The organism is Paenibacillus allorhizoplanae, assembly GCF_927798215.1.
GTDB lineage: Bacteria > Bacillota > Bacilli > Paenibacillales > NBRC-103111 > Paenibacillus_E > Paenibacillus_E allorhizoplanae.
In genome coordinates this window covers 384,279-400,456 of sequence record NZ_CAKMMW010000004.1, presented here as the reverse complement: position 1 = coordinate 400,456, position 16,178 = coordinate 384,279, and the positions used below count along the sequence as shown (strand labels likewise).

At 44.6% G+C, this 16,178-nt stretch carries 18 protein-coding genes; 17 read left to right on the top strand and 1 reads right to left on the bottom strand.

The annotated features are described in order from the left end of the window. From moaA to L6I86_RS10300, 16 genes are all read left to right on the top strand, one after another. Entirely contained in the window at window positions 1-1,029 is a 1,029-nt protein-coding gene (gene moaA, locus L6I86_RS10375) for a GTP 3',8-cyclase MoaA (RefSeq protein WP_236286817.1), read from the top strand. An 88-nt stretch (window positions 1,030-1,117) separates the two neighbouring features. Beyond that, window positions 1,118-1,660, top strand: coding sequence for a hemerythrin domain-containing protein (locus L6I86_RS10370; RefSeq protein WP_236286814.1), 543 nt, complete (start codon window positions 1,118-1,120; stop codon window positions 1,658-1,660). Between the two features lie 12 nt (window positions 1,661-1,672). Then, a complete protein-coding gene (gene hpf / locus L6I86_RS10365; RefSeq protein WP_236286812.1) occupies window positions 1,673-2,215 on the top strand; it encodes a ribosome hibernation-promoting factor, HPF/YfiA family in 543 nt (180 codons plus the stop codon). A gap of 185 nt (window positions 2,216-2,400) precedes the next feature. Next, window positions 2,401-4,839, top strand: a complete 2,439-nt coding sequence (gene nirB / locus L6I86_RS10360; RefSeq protein ID WP_236286810.1) for a nitrite reductase large subunit NirB — start codon at window positions 2,401-2,403, stop codon at window positions 4,837-4,839. A gap of 13 nt (window positions 4,840-4,852) precedes the next feature. Beyond that, the gene (gene nirD / locus L6I86_RS10355; protein ID WP_236286808.1) at window positions 4,853-5,191 is read left to right on the top strand and encodes a nitrite reductase small subunit NirD; all 339 of its coding nucleotides are present in this window, start codon (window positions 4,853-4,855) and stop codon (window positions 5,189-5,191) included. Between the two features lie 186 nt (window positions 5,192-5,377). Continuing rightward, window positions 5,378-5,899 carry a hemerythrin domain-containing protein gene (locus L6I86_RS10350; RefSeq protein WP_236286806.1) on the top strand — a complete coding sequence of 174 codons (522 nt, stop codon included), beginning with the start codon at window positions 5,378-5,380 and terminating at the stop codon, window positions 5,897-5,899. Window positions 5,900-5,926: 27 nt separating this feature from the next. Then, window positions 5,927-6,613 (top strand): iron-sulfur cluster repair di-iron protein, encoded by a 687-nt coding sequence (gene ric / locus L6I86_RS10345; protein WP_236286804.1) that lies wholly within the window; start codon window positions 5,927-5,929, stop codon window positions 6,611-6,613. A 12-nt stretch (window positions 6,614-6,625) separates the two neighbouring features. Then, the gene (locus L6I86_RS10340; protein WP_236286802.1) at window positions 6,626-7,675 is read left to right on the top strand and encodes a hypothetical protein; all 1,050 of its coding nucleotides are present in this window, start codon (window positions 6,626-6,628) and stop codon (window positions 7,673-7,675) included. Between the two features lie 192 nt (window positions 7,676-7,867). Beyond that, window positions 7,868-8,908 carry a hypothetical protein gene (locus tag L6I86_RS10335; protein WP_236286801.1) on the top strand — a complete coding sequence of 347 codons (1,041 nt, stop codon included), beginning with the start codon at window positions 7,868-7,870 and terminating at the stop codon, window positions 8,906-8,908. Then, window positions 8,895-11,066 (top strand): molybdopterin oxidoreductase family protein, encoded by a 2,172-nt coding sequence (locus tag L6I86_RS10330; protein WP_236286799.1) that lies wholly within the window; start codon window positions 8,895-8,897, stop codon window positions 11,064-11,066. Before L6I86_RS10335 ends, L6I86_RS10330 begins: the two co-directional genes overlap by 14 nt. Then, window positions 11,063-11,626 carry a 4Fe-4S dicluster domain-containing protein gene (locus L6I86_RS10325; protein ID WP_236286798.1) on the top strand — a complete coding sequence of 188 codons (564 nt, stop codon included), beginning with the start codon at window positions 11,063-11,065 and terminating at the stop codon, window positions 11,624-11,626. Before L6I86_RS10330 ends, L6I86_RS10325 begins: the two co-directional genes overlap by 4 nt. Window positions 11,627-11,649: 23 nt before the next feature. After that, complete coding sequence (locus L6I86_RS10320; protein WP_236286795.1) at window positions 11,650-12,186, top strand: Rieske 2Fe-2S domain-containing protein; 537 nt, start codon at window positions 11,650-11,652, stop codon at window positions 12,184-12,186. Continuing rightward, the gene (locus L6I86_RS10315; RefSeq protein ID WP_236286793.1) at window positions 12,176-12,364 is read left to right on the top strand and encodes a hypothetical protein; all 189 of its coding nucleotides are present in this window, start codon (window positions 12,176-12,178) and stop codon (window positions 12,362-12,364) included. The genes L6I86_RS10320 and L6I86_RS10315 overlap by 11 nt, the downstream gene beginning before the upstream one ends. Next, window positions 12,361-13,866 (top strand): nitrate/nitrite transporter, encoded by a 1,506-nt coding sequence (locus L6I86_RS10310; protein ID WP_236286791.1) that lies wholly within the window; start codon window positions 12,361-12,363, stop codon window positions 13,864-13,866. The genes L6I86_RS10315 and L6I86_RS10310 overlap by 4 nt, the downstream gene beginning before the upstream one ends. A 15-nt stretch (window positions 13,867-13,881) precedes the next feature. Then, a complete protein-coding gene (locus L6I86_RS10305) occupies window positions 13,882-14,223 on the top strand; it encodes a hypothetical protein (protein WP_236286789.1) in 342 nt (113 codons plus the stop codon). Beyond that, window positions 14,220-14,510, top strand: a complete 291-nt coding sequence (locus tag L6I86_RS10300; RefSeq protein ID WP_236286787.1) for a hypothetical protein — start codon at window positions 14,220-14,222, stop codon at window positions 14,508-14,510. Before L6I86_RS10305 ends, L6I86_RS10300 begins: the two co-directional genes overlap by 4 nt. A gap of 101 nt (window positions 14,511-14,611) precedes the next feature. Here the strand turns inward: L6I86_RS10300 and L6I86_RS10295 are convergent, their stop codons facing one another. Then, window positions 14,612-15,331, bottom strand: a complete 720-nt coding sequence (locus L6I86_RS10295; protein ID WP_236286948.1) for a Crp/Fnr family transcriptional regulator — start codon at window positions 15,329-15,331, stop codon at window positions 14,612-14,614. A gap of 332 nt (window positions 15,332-15,663) precedes the next feature. Here L6I86_RS10295 and L6I86_RS10290 point away from each other — a divergent pair, with 332 nt between their 5' ends. Next, window positions 15,664-16,125, top strand: a complete 462-nt coding sequence (locus L6I86_RS10290; protein WP_236286785.1) for a GAF domain-containing protein — start codon at window positions 15,664-15,666, stop codon at window positions 16,123-16,125. Window positions 16,126-16,178 lie beyond the last annotated feature (53 nt).

Genomic DNA, 16,178 nt, shown 5'->3' with positions numbered 1-16,178 from the left:
ATGGAAAATCTTGATAAGCGAGTTCCTCTAATAACGGACGCCCTTCAAAGACCGCTTCGTGATTTACGTATTTCTGTAACGGATCGATGCAATTTCCGCTGCCGATACTGTATGCCTGAAGAGGTGTTTGGCCCCAATTATCGGTTTCTTCCGCAAGAAAAACTGCTTAGCCTGCAAGAATTAGAGCGATTAACGCGGATATTTGTTTCACTAGGGGTAGAGAAAGTACGAATTACAGGCGGTGAACCGCTCTTAAACAAAGATGTTGGCGAAATCATTTACCGAATTCGCCATATGGATGGCGTCAAAGATATTGCTGTTACAACCAATGGTTCATTATTAAAACACAAGGCGAAGGAGTTAAGAGAAGCTGGATTAGAGCGGATCACAGTGAGCCTGGATAGTTTAGATGACGAGCGATTTGGTGCCATGAACGGGAGAGGATTTTCGGTAAAAGGAGTGCTGGAAGGCATCGATGCTGCGGCTTCCGTAGGATTATCCGTGAAGGTGAATATGGTTGTGCAAAAGGGAGTTAATGACCAGGATATTGTTCCGATGGCCAAATACTTCCGCGAGCGTGGGCACATTTTGAGATATGTTGAATTTATGGACGTTGGTAATAGTAATGGATGGAATTTGAAACATGTCGTTCCCAGCAAAAAGATTATTGAAATCATTCATAAAGAGATGCCGCTGGAACGGGTGGAATCGAATTATATTGGCGAAGTTGCAACACGTTATCGTTATCAGGGTTCACGGGAAGAGATTGGTTTGATCTCTTCAGTGACTCAAGCGTTCTGCAGCACTTGTACAAGGGCACGGTTGTCTGCGGAAGGGCATTTGTATACATGTTTGTTTGCTTCAGACAAGACAGACCTGCTAAGTGTGATCAGAGAAGGAGCAAGCGATGAAGATTTACGATTATTGATTGTTCAAGTATGGGGAATGCGTCAAGATCGGTATTCCGAAACAAGACTAGCACAGACGACTCCCGCACATAAGGTTGAAATGTCTCATATCGGTGGATAGTGTGATGTATCGCACAGCGAGAACCTGCACTTGTAGCTATACTAAAGATAGATAGAAAACGAAATGATTACCTTAGGAGGGACTCTGTATGGTGATTCATTCCACAGGCTACACCTTGGGGATTGCTTCTTCAAATCCGGAGGAGGTTGCTTTTGCTACCGATCGTTTAAGGGTAGAGCATGAGGAATTGAGAGAAAAGCTAAGGATGCTTGAAACGAGTGCCAAGGAACTGATGCTATTGGAAGATTCGGTAAAGGGCATACAGCTTGTCGAGGAACTCAGAAAACAGACTGATCAATTTGTGGATGAGCTGGAACGACACTCAGAATGGGAGGAACAGGAATTGTTTCCGTTCCTGTTAACGTATTTTCATCGTCCATCGATGCCTTCTATCATGCCTTCTTTCTGGGTATTGGAAAAAGACCATCAACTCGGCATGTCGTTTATCCAATCCTTTCAAGAAGCTGTTATTGAGGTAACGCCTCTTGTTGTGAAGAAGCGATTAGCAGAGGCGGCAGCGCATCTCTTACAAGCATGTTTGATATTAAATGACCACTTTACCATGGAAGAACAACTTATTTTTCCGTTAACAGAGAAAGTGCTGACAGATTTGGAATCCTTTTTCTCATAGGAGATGAGCCGAATGAAACTGATTGTACATGGAAAAGATTTAACAGTAACCCCATCCTTACAGGAATATGTGGAACGCAAATTGGGGCGATTGGCATCTTGGTTTGAAGAAGCTTGTGACATGCATGTTACCCTTTCGGTTCAGGGGCATAAACAAATTCATGTTGTAGAAGTAACGATCACCTGCAAAGGTACCGTGCTTCGTGCAGAAGAAAAACGAGATGATATGTACGCATCGATCGATGTTGTCGCTGATAAATTAGAAAGACAGACGCGAAAGTTAAAGGACAAGATCAAGCATAGAATGCGCCAGCAAAGCGGGTTAAGGGTTCTTTCATTTGATAGCATGGAACATGCAAGCAGGGAGAATGATTCTCCATTTGAAGTAGCCCGCGTTAAGACCGTTCCGAATAAACCAGAAGATATTGAGGAAGCAATTCTTCAAATGCTGTTGCTTGACCATAACTTCCACTTGTTTTTTAACAGAGATTCGGGCAAAACTGAACTTGTTTATCGCAGAAACGATGGTACGTATGGACTTATTACAACCGCATGATAGAAGGAGGTATGGGTTATTCTACCATGCCTCTTTTTTTGCATCTAGAAATAAACCTCTTTCTTAGTATAAGTTGTGACAATTCTCACATCGTTCGACTACCAATAGATCTATGATTAGAGTAGCAAAAGAATATGGAATTTGAACATATCTAAGAGAGACAGATTTGTCAGGAGGAAAAGAGCATGCCTGTAAAAGCAGATCGACCAAGGCTGGTACTTATCGGCAATGGAATGGCGGGAATCAATACGATTGAACAAATATTGAAATTGACACCAGACAAGTATGAGATTACCGTCATTGGTAAAGAGCCGCACCCTAATTATAATCGTATTCAATTGTCTTACTTGCTCGAAGGAAGCAAGACATTCGACGACATTATTCTTAATGATTATGACTGGTACGAAAGAAATCATATTCAATTGTTAATAGGCGTTGAAGTTACTCAAATAGACCTTACTTCTAAACAAGTACACATGAGCAATGGACAGACTCAGCCATACGATAGACTCATCATAGCGACCGGCTCCAATCCTGTCATGCTTCCTATACCAGGCATCGATAAAGATGGGATTGTCAGCTTCCGTGATATTCATGATTGCAACAGAATGGTACATGCGGCAAGCGTGTTTAAGAGAGCAGCTGTTATTGGCGGCGGTTTGCTTGGACTCGAGGCTGCCAGGGGACTTCTTAAATTAGGCATGGATGTTTCCGTTGTACATTTATTCTCAGACTTAATGGAGAGACAACTCGATACAGCAGCATCTGCCATGTTGAAGACAGAACTGGAAGAGCAAGGCATGCATTTTCAATTAAATAAAAAGACCATTGAAATATTTGGCGGTGAACATGTCAAAGGACTTCTCTTCGAAGATGGTTCCGTACTTGAAGCGGATTTTATCGTAATGGCGGTGGGGATTGCTCCTGAAACGACAATTGCTCGAAATTGCGGTTTAGAAGTAAGACGGGGTATTGTTGTTGACGATCTTATGCAAACAAGTGCTCAGGGTGTATTCGCTGTAGGGGAATGCAACCAGCACCGTGGTGTCAGCTATGGTTTAGTAGCTCCGTTATTTGAGCAAGGGGCTGTGCTAGCCAAGCATCTATGTGACATGCCAACGGAACCCTATAAAGGATCGATTGTATCTACCAAACTCAAAATTTCCGGCGTGGATGTTTTTTCCGCCGGGGCGTTTCAAGATGGGCCGGATGTTGATGTTATTTGCTTACAAGATAATTGGAAGAAAACTTACAAAAAGGTGCTGCTTAAAAAAAATCGCATTATCGGAGGCGTGTTGTTCGGTGACGTGAGTGACTCCGCCCAACTGTTGAAATGGATAAAGGCTCAGGAACCGATGACGCAGGAGATACATGAACAACTGATGGGCACGCCCTCAATAGAGGGATCGGATCCTTTGGCTTTCGTCACTGCGATGCCAACCGATGAGATCGTATGTGGCTGCAACGGGGTTACCAAAGGTATGATTATTCAAGCCATTACGGATAAGAGGCTTAGCACGGTAGAAGAAATAAAATTATGTACGGGCGCCAGCCGATCATGCGGGGGCTGTAAGCCGATGGTGGAGCAGCTTCTTGCTCTGACATTAGGCGACCGTTATGAAGGAAACCATGCGGTCAAAGAAACGCTCTGTAGCTGCACCATCCATAGCCGTGAAGATGTCATTGCTGCAATCAGAGATAAACGGTTATCCCACGTTCGAGAAGTGATGAACGTGTTAGAATGGCATAATCCGGAAGGATGCTCGAAATGTAGACCCGCCATTAACTATTATATTGGGATGGTTTGGCCAGAAGCTCATGAGGATGAGCGGGATTCCAGATTTGTCAATGAGAGACTGCATGCGAATATCCAGAAAGACGGTACCTACTCTGTGGTTCCCCGTATGTATGGCGGGGTTACCACTCCCGAGCAGCTTCGGAAAATTGCCGATGTCGCAGACAAGTATGAAGTGAAGATGGTGAAGGTTACAGGAGGACAGCGTCTTGACTTATTAGGCGTGAAAAAAGCGGATCTTCCACACATGTGGGAAGAGCTCGGTATGCCTTCAGGCTATGCCTATGCGAAAGCCATTCGCACAGTTAAAACATGCGTAGGCTCTACATTTTGCCGTTTCGGTACTCAGGATTCTATCAGCATGGGGATTCTGCTGGAGAAGAAGTTCGAACGGCTTTGGATGCCTGCCAAGTTCAAAATGGCAGTGAACGGCTGCCCGCGTAATTGCGCCGAGGCGGAGATTAAGGATTTCGGCATCATTGGCAATGATGGCGGTTGGGAGATTTACGTTGGCGGTAACGGTGGCGTGAAATTAAGAGCCGCTGATCTCTTATGTAAAGTGAAAACCGATAAAGAATTAATTCAGCTCGCAGCAGCATTTATTCAGTTTTATCGGGAATCTGGGAAGTACGGGGAGCGAACATCCGATTGGATCGAACGGGTAGGTCTTCAGTCCATTATTAAAGAGGTTGTTGAGAATATAGAGCGGCGAAAAGAGCTGGAGCAGCGAATTGAGCATGCGCTTCTAGGGCTGCAAGATCCCTGGAAAGAAGTTGTTGAGCAGGAAGAACTTCAGCATCAATTATATGAGAATATTCAAGTGAAGTGAGGGAGGGAATACCATGGAAGCAGCAAAGGTTATTGATAGAGTGAGTTATTATTCGATAGGCAGTATTGGAGATTTCCCCCTGCATCTTGGGAAGGTCGTTCAGATCGGAGAAACCGAGATTGCCGTGTTCCGTTTGTCGGAAAGCGTTCTGTATGCACTTGAGAATAGAACAGGGCATAAGAAAGGAGGCCCTCTCGCCGAGGGTCTAGTCAGCGGGGAATATGTTTACTGCCCTCTTCGCGATTGTAAAATAAGTCTGCTTTCCGGAGAAGTCCAGCAGCCGGATACTGGACAAGTAAGAACATTCCCTATATGGCTTGAAGGGCATAATGTTCTTGTCGGTATGAAGTAAGGCTTTCCCAATAAGACCACAGTTCACATGGTGAACTGCGGTCTTATTGTTGTTCAATTAAGCGTAAGTATGCAACAGTGATTAAAAGTCACGAAACAGAAACAAGTGTTGTGATACTCCTCACAGTGAATTCTGAGATTAAGGCTTACAATGTGATTACAGCAGCAATAAAAGGAGGAGTTATATATGGTTATGGATCTTGGGATGCCGTTAGAGGATGCGCAGATTTCTAGTCTCCAAGAGGTTTTAGGGCGGTTAAAGGACGAACATGGCGCGTTAATAAAAGAGCTTGACCATGTTCAGGAAATGACAAGTCATATGGTTGGCATGCTTGGCACAGAAGAGTCAAAACGTTTGCTTCATGAAATTAGAAACCAAATGGTAAACTTCATGCAGCAGCTTGAGGCTCATGAGCAATGGGAGGAAATGGAGGTTATCCCCATCCTTTCTGAGTATGCGTATCGGGGAATGGAGCCCACCTTTTTGACCTCAACTTGGGTGCTGGAAGAGGATCATAAACAGGCGGAACGGTTTGCTCGCTCATTTCTTGACTATGCGGACCAATGTAAAGGTGCCGACAGTATAAAGCTGAAGAAGGCAATCTCTCTGCTTAGTGTGGCATGTTCTGTCTTATCAGAGCATCTGCTTTCTGAAGAGGAGATGATTTTCCCAATTGCGAATCAAATGCTGGAGCAATATTCACGTTAATTCAAATTGAGGAAAGGAGGATTTCACATGGAAATGAACATTCAATTAACTGATCGGGTAGGAGATATTGTGACGGGCTATCCCAATACAGATGAGGTGTTTAAGAAATTCCGAATTGATTTCTGCTGCGGAGGCAACAAATCACTTCTTCAAGTCATTCAAGAGCAAGCTATTAAGGAAGAGGATTTGTTGAAAAGTCTTGCCGAAGCAGCATCGACCGCGAAATCCGACAGTTTAAATTGGAGTGAAGTAAGCTCAAGTGAATTAATCGATTATATTACGCGTATCCATCATGGCTATTTGAAGACAGCACTCCCGCATATAAGTAAATATGTGAAGAAAGTGGCACGCGTACATGGGCCTTATCATCCTGAACTTCTGCAAGTCGAGCAATGGTTTAAAGCACTGAAAAAAGATATGGAACAGCATATGGAGAAAGAAGAACGAGAAGCATTTCCTGCTGTAATTGCGTTTGAGCAAGATCCCACCGAAGTGAAAAAAGAGCAGCTGCTGGAAATATTGGCTATGCTCGAGCATGAGCATGAGGAATCGGGTGATCTTCTTAAGCAAATCAGGGTAATCACTAAAGACTACGAGCTGCCGGGGGATGCCTGTACGACCTTTCAGCTTACTTTCTTGAAGTTGGAGGAATTGGAAGCGGATATGTTCCAGCACATTCATCTGGAGAACAACATTTTATTTAATCGCGTCTAGGGGGAAGTATCCATGTTCAGGCTTCCACTGCTGTTTATTGCAACCGGAATTCTCAGTTTTCTAGCTTTTCATGTACTATCCCTGTTTTCGTTGGGGTCATGGGTGGGGGAGCCTCCTCGGAACCCGGAGGGATGGTTCCGAATTCATCTGATTGTACTGGATTGGGGAACGATGATTGCCATGGGAGCCGTGTATCAACTGCTGGATGTGGTTTTGCAACGTAAGCTGCACAGCCACAAGCTAGGCTACCTTCATTATGCATGCTTTCTGATTGGCTCATCCATCCTATTGATTGGCTTCCTCCGTTTGGAGGTCAGTTGGATTGCCGCAGGTGCAACTATGACATGGCTTGGAATTTGTTTGTTCGCTTGGAATATAGGTCAAACGATGCTTCTTGCCGCAAAGTGGAATGCGATCACGGTGAGTACAGCTTGTGCCGTGGTTTATCTGGTTCTAACAGGCTTGTTCGTTATTCTCCTGTGGAATGCGGCAACGCTTCTTGGAGCAGGACATTTTTTACTGGGAAGCGGGACTCTATTTAATGGAATCGTCATCGGATTGATGATGGCGGCGCTCGTCACATATGAAGCCCATATGAGGGACATCCGCAAGCATCGTCATAAAGGGTCTCCGGGTTCTGGGATTCGTTGGTCTATCTTTTGCACGAGGGGGCTCATCGTATACGTTGTCATGCTGTTGGGTATTTGGTTTGTGAAACCAGATCTCTTCGAGGATGAAACGCTTCTTATCTTGACGGGCTGGATCTATTTATACGGCTGGGTAGCGATGACAATTCTCGGTTATTTATCTAAAATTGTCCCATTTCTATGGTGGACGCATAAGTATGGCCCGCTGGCAGGGAAAATGAAGGTTCCGGTTATGAATGATCTTATTCAAGATGGAAATGTAAAGGTTGGAATGGCAGGTATGTGCGGTGGACTGCTGCTTATCCTGTTGGGCATAGGATTCAAAGTCATGCTATTGGTATGGGGCGGCGGTTGCCTGCTCTCCGTATGTTCCATTTTGTATATGGGTTTAATCGCACGTGTATTTACACGGTAAGTATATCGCTTCACGAGATAGCGGCTTTCCCTTAGATCAGATCTGATGGGAATGCCGTTTTTTGTCCAGATAGTGACTATTGAAAAAATGTATCCGAGATAGGGTTCACAGTGATTTTTCTCACAGTGCTGAAGGGCAGACTCATGGTTTAATACAACTATAAGATCATAAGTAAAGGGGTAATGATAAATCATGGATCGAGCGTTCGCATCAAAATTCGCCAAATGTGTCTTTCTGGTTGTTTGCGGATTAATTATTCTCATGGGAGTCGGTTCTAGGTTTTTTACACATATTGACTTGGCTTTATATGGATATATGGTCGGTACGGTAGTTTTTATTTGTGGTTTCTTTTATCGTTTTATTGCTTGGGGTGAACGGCCGCCAACAAAAATTATTTTGAAAAAGGGCATCAAGCTATTATTTAGAAAAAGCACGCCTCAGACAACAACCGAACATTTACTAACGTACCGCTTTATTTGGAATCGCGGGTGGTACCGTTGGACGCAGCATGTCCTTCTAGGTTGGGGCTGTATCTTATCTGCATTTGTAACTTTTCCACTTGTATTTGGATGGATGTACTTCACGATGGCAGAAAACGGCAAATACACGGTTGTTGGCTTCGGAATCAACCTGATGAAGATTAAAGCGGATGGCGTTCTCGGATTTCTGTTCTATAATGCGTTGAATATTACAGCTTTCATGGTTATCGGCGGTGTTTGCATGGCCCTATATCGTAGGATTAAGAGCATGCAGGCACGTGCAGAACAAACATTTATCTATGATTTTCTCCCGTTATATATGCTGCTATTCGTAAGCTTAACAGGACTGCTGCTCACTTTCTGCAATATCGTCCTTCATGGATACGGGCATCCGATTATCACATTAGTCCACCAATGGTCCGTCATCGTGACGCTGATTTATATCCCTTTCGGTAAACTGGCTCACATCCCATTCCGTCCTATGAGCGTGTTTGCCCGAAATTACAGAGAACATTATGCAGAGCAAGAGACGAAAAGCTGTAAGGTTTGCGGAACAGGCTTTGTTTCTGTCGAGCAATCCAGGGATGTCATCGCTGTGCTTAAAGTGAACGAAATTGAATTCAAAATAGAGGAAGGCTTTCACTTGGCAGAGTTGTGCCTGCCATGCCGCCGGAAATATAGAATGTCCCGATTTACAGGCATACCGACCCATCAGATTCGCGTAAAGGAGAGCAACCAGAATGCAAAAGGATAAATTCTTTAAAGTTATTGGGAATAAAACCCATACGAATGAAAAATTGGTTAAAACCCATTGCTCTTACTGTGGTATGCAGTGCGGAATGAATTTGCGCGTGGATACGTCATCAAATAAAATTATCGGCGTGGAACCGCGATATGATTGGCCAGTGACATTAGGCAAGATGTGCCCTAAGGGTGTGACGGCCTACCAGCAAACGAATCACGGCGACCGCTTGCTGCGCCCATTGATCCGTGACGATGCTTCGCTCAAAGGAACGAAGGCAGGTTTCCGCGAAGCCAGCTGGGAAGAAGCTTATGCGTTGATTGTAAAACGTTTCCAAGAGCTGCAAGGGGATTTCGGCAAGGACTCGCTTTCTGTATTCAGCGGTGTGTCGATGACCAATGAGAAATGCTATCTCACAGGAAAGTTCGCCAGAGTCGCCTTGCAAACACGTTACATTGATTACAATGGCCGATTCTGTATGTCAAGCGCAGCCGCAGGCTTCCTTCGCAGCTTTGGTGTTGATAGGGGATCCACATTACCTTGGACTGATCTGCATGAGACGGATTGCTTGTTTATCGCAGGCAGCAATACAGCCGAGTGTCACCCTACCTCGATGTTCCGAATATGGGAAGTACAGAACCGCGGTGGTTACTTGATCGTAGCAGATCCTCGGGAGACGCCTATCGCCAGGCGGGCAGACATACATCTTGATTTACGTCCGGGGACGGACTTGGCGCTTGCCAATTGCATGATTCATCTACTCATTCAAAATAACCACATCGATGCTGAGTTTATAGTGAATCACACCAACGGCTTCGAGGAAATGAAAGAGGTTGTGAAAGAATTCACACCTGAGTACACGAGTGAAATAACTGGCGTTGCTCCTGAAAAATTGATTCGTGCCGCTGAGATTTATGGCAAAGCACCGAACGCCATCGTTATGTTCGCTCGGGGCATTGAACAACAAATTAAAGGATCTGATAACGTATCAGCCTACACGAATATGTGCTTGGTGACTGGGAAGATAGGCCGTCCGAAGTCTGGCGTTGCTACTTTTACCGGACAAGGGAATGGTCAAGGCGGAAGAGAGCACGGGCAGAAGGCTGATGCTCTTCCGGGCTATCGTAAAATTACGAATCCGAAGCACGTCGAAGAGGTGTGCAAGGTGTGGGGTATCAAGCCGGAAGAGATGCCGCAACCGGGTGTCTCTGCTTATGAAATGTTTGAACTTATGCAAGACAAAACGATTCGCGGTTTGTATCTGCTTTGCTCGAATCCAGCTGTCTCTGCGCCGAATCAGAACTATGTCCGTGCAGCTTTAAAAAATCTGGATTTCATGGTTTGTGCAGATATTTACTTATCCGAATCCGCTGAATTTGCCGATGTCGTACTACCATCCGTAACCTGGTCGGAGGATGAAGGCACGGTAACGAATCTAGAAGGACGGATCATCAAGATTAATAAAGCGCAAGAGCCTGTTGGCGAGTCTAAGCCTGACTGGTTAATCGAAGTAGAGCTTGCGGAGCGACTGGGGAGAGGTCAATATTTCGGCCATTTGAAGACAGCCAGGGACGTAGCTGACGAATTCCGATTAGCCTCCAAGGGTGGTTATGCCGATTATTTCGGAGCCACTTGGGAGAAGATCGACAAGCAAGACGGTGTCTTCTGGCCATGTAAAAGTGAAGATGACCCGGGCACGCCTCATATGTTCCTAGATCATAAGTTCTACCATGCCGACGGCAAAGCCAAATTATGCGCGCTTCCTTACAGACCACCTGCCGAGGAGCCTTGCGAACAATATCCGCTTCGCCTTACGACAGGCCGGGTTGTCTATCATTACTTGTCCGGCAACCAAACGAGAAGAATTCCTTTTCTGCGAGATATGTGTCCGGAGCCTTACGTCGAAGTTCATCCAGAAACAGCGGAGCGGTACAACATCATACACGATGAAGTCATCCGGTTGTACACACGCCGTGGCGAAGCTTTATATAAAGTGAAAATCATTGAAGCGATTCGTAAAGATACCGTATTCGTTCCCTATCATTTCGGTCATGAGCAATCCATTAATCTGCTTACAATCGCTGCGCTGGATCCGATGTCCAGAATGCCAGAGTTTAAGGTTTGCGCGGCTCAGATCGTGAAGCAACCAGAGAGGATGACCATCCGATGAAGCAACATTTATACATTGAAATGGATAACTGCATCGGCTGTAGGAGCTGTTTGGCTGCCTGTACGCAATGTGGAGGCCACGATGAACGAAATCGCAATTATGTGTATGATGTGAATCCACTGGTAACCCGCCAAACGATTCCATTGATGTGTCTGCATTGTGTGAATCCTGCTTGCGCCAGAAGCTGCCCAGCTCAAGCCATTCAGATTACGGAAGAAGGAGCTGTACTTTCGGCATTGGTTGAGAAATGTATTGGCTGCCAGAATTGCACCATCGCTTGCCCGTATGGTATCCCTAAATTCGATGAAGAACAGAATCTGATGTACAAATGTGATCTTTGCTATGATCGGACCAAAGAAGGCATCCCTCCTATGTGCGCATCTGTTTGCCCAACGAATACACTTCAATGGCTGACAGAGGAAGAACTGGCAGCGAAGCAGGCACAGCACAAGCTGGGGAAGTGGACGGCAAGTCATCAACCTTTCGATCCGTTAGAGGGAGAAACGAATGTGAAGATCAGCCTTCCTGGTATTCTACAAGGAACACAAAAATTGTTTTAAACTACTTGTAATGGGGTGATCCTGTGGAACAAGACAAGAAGCGCGATAATAATCATAGTCCTTTTAAGGAAGATAATTACACGCACAATATAAAGAAAAATAATGAAAGAAAATTGGATCGCCGAGGCTTTATGAAGACGCTGGTTGGGGCAGCAGGGGTGTTCGCTGTATCCACACTGCCATGGGGAGCACTCGCAGCAAAAGAACTGACGGGTCTAACGAAAAAATCCTATCCGCAGTTGAAAATTACGGATATCTCCTCGCTAAAGGTCGGCGATGCGACCCAGTTCGCTTATCCGGGGGAGCATGATTCTGCACTGCTGATTCGCCTTGGCGAGAACGAGTATAAAGCCTATCAAAATGCGTGTACGCATCTCAAGTGTCCGGTGTTTTGGAGTAAAGAGAAGGATGAGATGGTGTGCCCTTGCCATCACGGCATTTTCGATGCCAGAACCGGATCGCCCACTGCGGGACCTCCTAAGAGACCCTTGCCAGAGGTTCTACTGAAGAAGGATCAAGGTGCGATATATGCGACTGGAGTGAAACGATATGAAGCGTAGCTACATTGGCGTCATACTCTTATGTATCCTATTGTTTCTGAATATTGTGTTCACACAAAAGGCTGTGAATGCTTACTATTTTGATCATTTTACTTCGGTTATTGTTTATGCCGCATTGAATATTTTGTTATTCCCTGTTGCCATATGGATCTATCGTCGGGAGCGTGATGTCGAATGACTATCAAAAAAATACAATTGCCACTTCAAACCGTCAGTCTTGTCCTAGGTTTCATGGTATGGGTTATCCTTTCTTCTTTAATGCCATTTATTAAAGAGTCGATTAAATTAACTCCCTCCCAACTTACTTGGGTAACCGCTATTCCTATATTGTTCGGTTCCGTGATGCGGGTGCCTGTTGGGTATTGGACGAATCGCTACGGGGCAAGAAAGTTGTTTGCTATCAGCTTTATCCTATTGTTTGCACCCATTTATTGGGTTAGTCAAGCCGATTCCTTCGGGGATCTGATCATGGGGGGCTTCTTTCTCGGGATTGGTGGAGCTGTGTTTTCCGTCGGTGTGACCTCTTTACCCAAATATTATCCCAAAGAACGTCATGGCTTCGTTAATGGGATTTACGGTATCGGTAATCTCGGAACTGCACTTTCCACCTTTGGTGCACCTGTCATAGCAAATCAGATCGGATGGTCCAAAACCGTCTTGCTCTATAGTGTTCTATTGGTTGTTATGGCTGTATTGAACTTTTTTGCGGGGGATCGCAAAGAGCCCCGTGTTCAAACTGCTCTTGTTGAACAAGTGAAAAGCGTTTCGGGGAATTCTAAGCTATGGTTATTATGTTTGTTCTACTTTCTTACATTCGGTTCTTTTGTCGCTTTCACGGTCTATTTACCGAACTTTTTGGTCAGCAGCTTTCATTTGTCCAAAGTAGATGCGGGGATGCGTACGGGTGGATTTATCGTGCTAGCAACAGCTATGAGACCCATTGGGGGGTACCTGGGGGATAAATTTAACCCTTTCAAAATTCTTATGTTTGTTTTTGCAGGCTTGACAGTAGCCGGTATCCTCCTCTCATTTGCTCCAACGATGACTTGGTACACAGTAGGTTGCTTAACTATTGCTTTTTGTGCCGGAACGGGAAATGGGACCATCTTTAAATTAGTTCCTATGTATTTCACTAAGCAAGCTGGAATTGCGAATGGCATCATTTCAGCAATGGGTGGATTAGGCGGATTCTTCCCTCCGCTGCTGCTTACCTTCCTTTTCAAGCTGACAGGTCATTACGCCATTGGATTCATGGCCTTATCCCAATTCGCTTTGGCTAGCCTGATTCTTATTGTGTGGATGTTTTATCAAGAAAAATTAGGTTTATCGGCGAAAATTATTGAAAATACAGTAGAAGGCATCATGGTGACAGATACGACGGGGAAGATCCATTCGGTAAATGCAGCTTTTACGGAGCTGACCGGATACGAAGCCAAAGAAGTCGTAGGGATGACGCCTAGTATATTGAAATCAGGGAAACAGGATCGTGGTTTTTACGATACCATGTGGGATACCATTCGCAGTCAGGGCTTCTGGCAGGGTGAAATTTGGAATCGTAAAAAGAATGGCGATGTGTATCTGGAATGGCTCACCATAAGTGCAGTCAAAAATGATGCGGGGGATGTCGTTTATTATTCGGGGATGTTTAGCGATATTACCAAACAAAGAGGCTTTATATAGGAGGGAGGATGGAAAATGTCGAGTGAATTTACATTGGATTTATGCTTTATTCGTGAACAGGCAACATCTCCCTTCTATACGATAATCGAACAACAATTAACGGACCTTTTTACAGGAAAAGGAACTTGGTATATGGATCTGAAGGAAGAACAAGGGCTCGAAATTGTTGTTGTAGAAGTCAAAGGAATGGCGATGTGGGAAAGTGAAGACGAGGTAATAGGTTATATCGAAGAGTCAGCAGAATCCGATGAGACATTAGGTTATGATTGTTGGAGTCATCTACACGGGTATCAAGTAAAAGTCACGCCAAAGGCAGATGCGGGCTGCTGCCGCTTAAAGAAGGAGGCAGTTGTATGAAATGGGAAGAAAAATTATCACACTGGCTTGGTACTCAGATTGAAGTGCATATCGAGGATCAGGCGGGACTGGACCCTGTGGCACCACCGAAAAAAATGAAACTCGAGAAGATACGTATTTCCGATGATCGAGATTATATGCAAATGTATATGAGTGAACATCAGTTTCTTGCCATCCCCCTTAGGGGAGAAGAACATACGAGCTTAATAAGTTCGGAGCATGGTACAGTTCTAAGTTCATCTGACATTGCCGCACAATTGGTGTATAAAGTCCACTTTGGTGCGTAGCAATTGGTTGAAAACTGATAATCTTTAAATGAAAGAACTCCACACTTCGCTTGGAAATGTAGAGTTCTTTCATTTGTCATATGGCATGGAGTCAAGTGAATTTACATACGGCATATTTCCAATGGGCAGTTTTCGCAGTGGCAAATATCGCGGAGGTACGACACGTTCTTAATCGTAATCTGCCCATTATGGAACTCGACAGCATCTTCCTTCTTCATATCACTTAACATGCGATTGACGCTTTCACGTGTAGACCCAATCATATCAGCCATCTCAGAATTGTTGATTTTGTAGTTAATTTGGATATGGTTACCTTTGGGTACGCCATATGAATTACTTAATCTAATTAGTAAAGAACAAAGCGCGCCAGGTTTGCCATACATCATTAGATCCCGAAATTTCGTTTCTGTCATACGGTGCATGAGCCCCATCCACTTCATAAATTCAATCGCTAAATCCCCATGTTGCCATAGCAGGACCTCGAGATCTTTGCGCTGAATCACACCAACTTCACAATTTTCGGTTGCTTCCGAGCTGAAGCTCTGCAAAGAGTTCTGGAAGGGATCCATCTGACCGAATAAATCTCCGGCCTGATGCAAATAGAGAATGAAGCTTTTACCACTTTCAGACAACTTGGTGATGCGAACGCCGCCTTGAATAATGTAATACAATTTGTCTGCTGTGTCGCCTTCCCGAAACAAGAAATCGCCTTTTTCAGCACGCTTCATGTACATAATGCTGCGCAGTCTCTCGAAATTCTCTTCCGAGAAAAATTTCATTATACCTTTTGAAGTTTTCGCTTTCGCTTCGCAAATTTTCATTTGTTCTTTTACTATATCGATCATGGCCATGTGGACCAACTCCTCAACGTTTCTTTGTATCTTTATCATAACTGCTTCTGTTGATTTTAGTTATCGGGAGTTCTACTGATCTTTTGAGGTAAAACTCCCTATCTTACTGTGAGAAAAATCACAGTTTAAACCCTTACTTTCCTTGCGATACACTAAGGTAAAAAGAGGGGAAGATTGCTCAAACTCCTGATGCGGAAATCAGGGTTTTCCCTGACTTACAAGAAGAGCAGAAAGGTTTACAATGGTGGGTAGGTAAGGAGAAAGAGATTCTGCACGGTTTCGTCGAAACGGAGGTGACCGAAATGGCGAATGGCGATGCAAACCTATTAGTAGAACTCGAGCTTTTGCAAAGCTTGACGTCAAGCGATTTCATTGCTGTGGCGCCTATTTTAGATCATGCGGCGCGCAACTGCTGGAGATATGTATTGGGAAACAGTAATCATCGGTATCAACAAATGGTGATCAAAGTAGGATTGGGCTTAGCAGGCACGGTTCTGCGTCTTGGCAGGTGGGTAAAGCTCGAAGATATGCGATCGAAAAGCAGTCAAGAAAGACTCACTTGTCCCCTCATGCTTGCGGAGCAGTTACAATGTGCAGCTGTATTTCCACTAATGACGAATGCCAGTCCCCGGATATGGGGCTTACTTTATATCGGGAAACGAGAGCAACCCAGATTTGAACCCAGCGAGTTGCTTGCAGCCCATGAAAGGGCCTTTACATTAGCTTCTTTATTAGAGGAAATTAAAAAAGATACCGCGAAATGAATTCCCTGACTGGAATTCATTTTTTTTGTTATAATTAGAGCAGAAAAATAGGA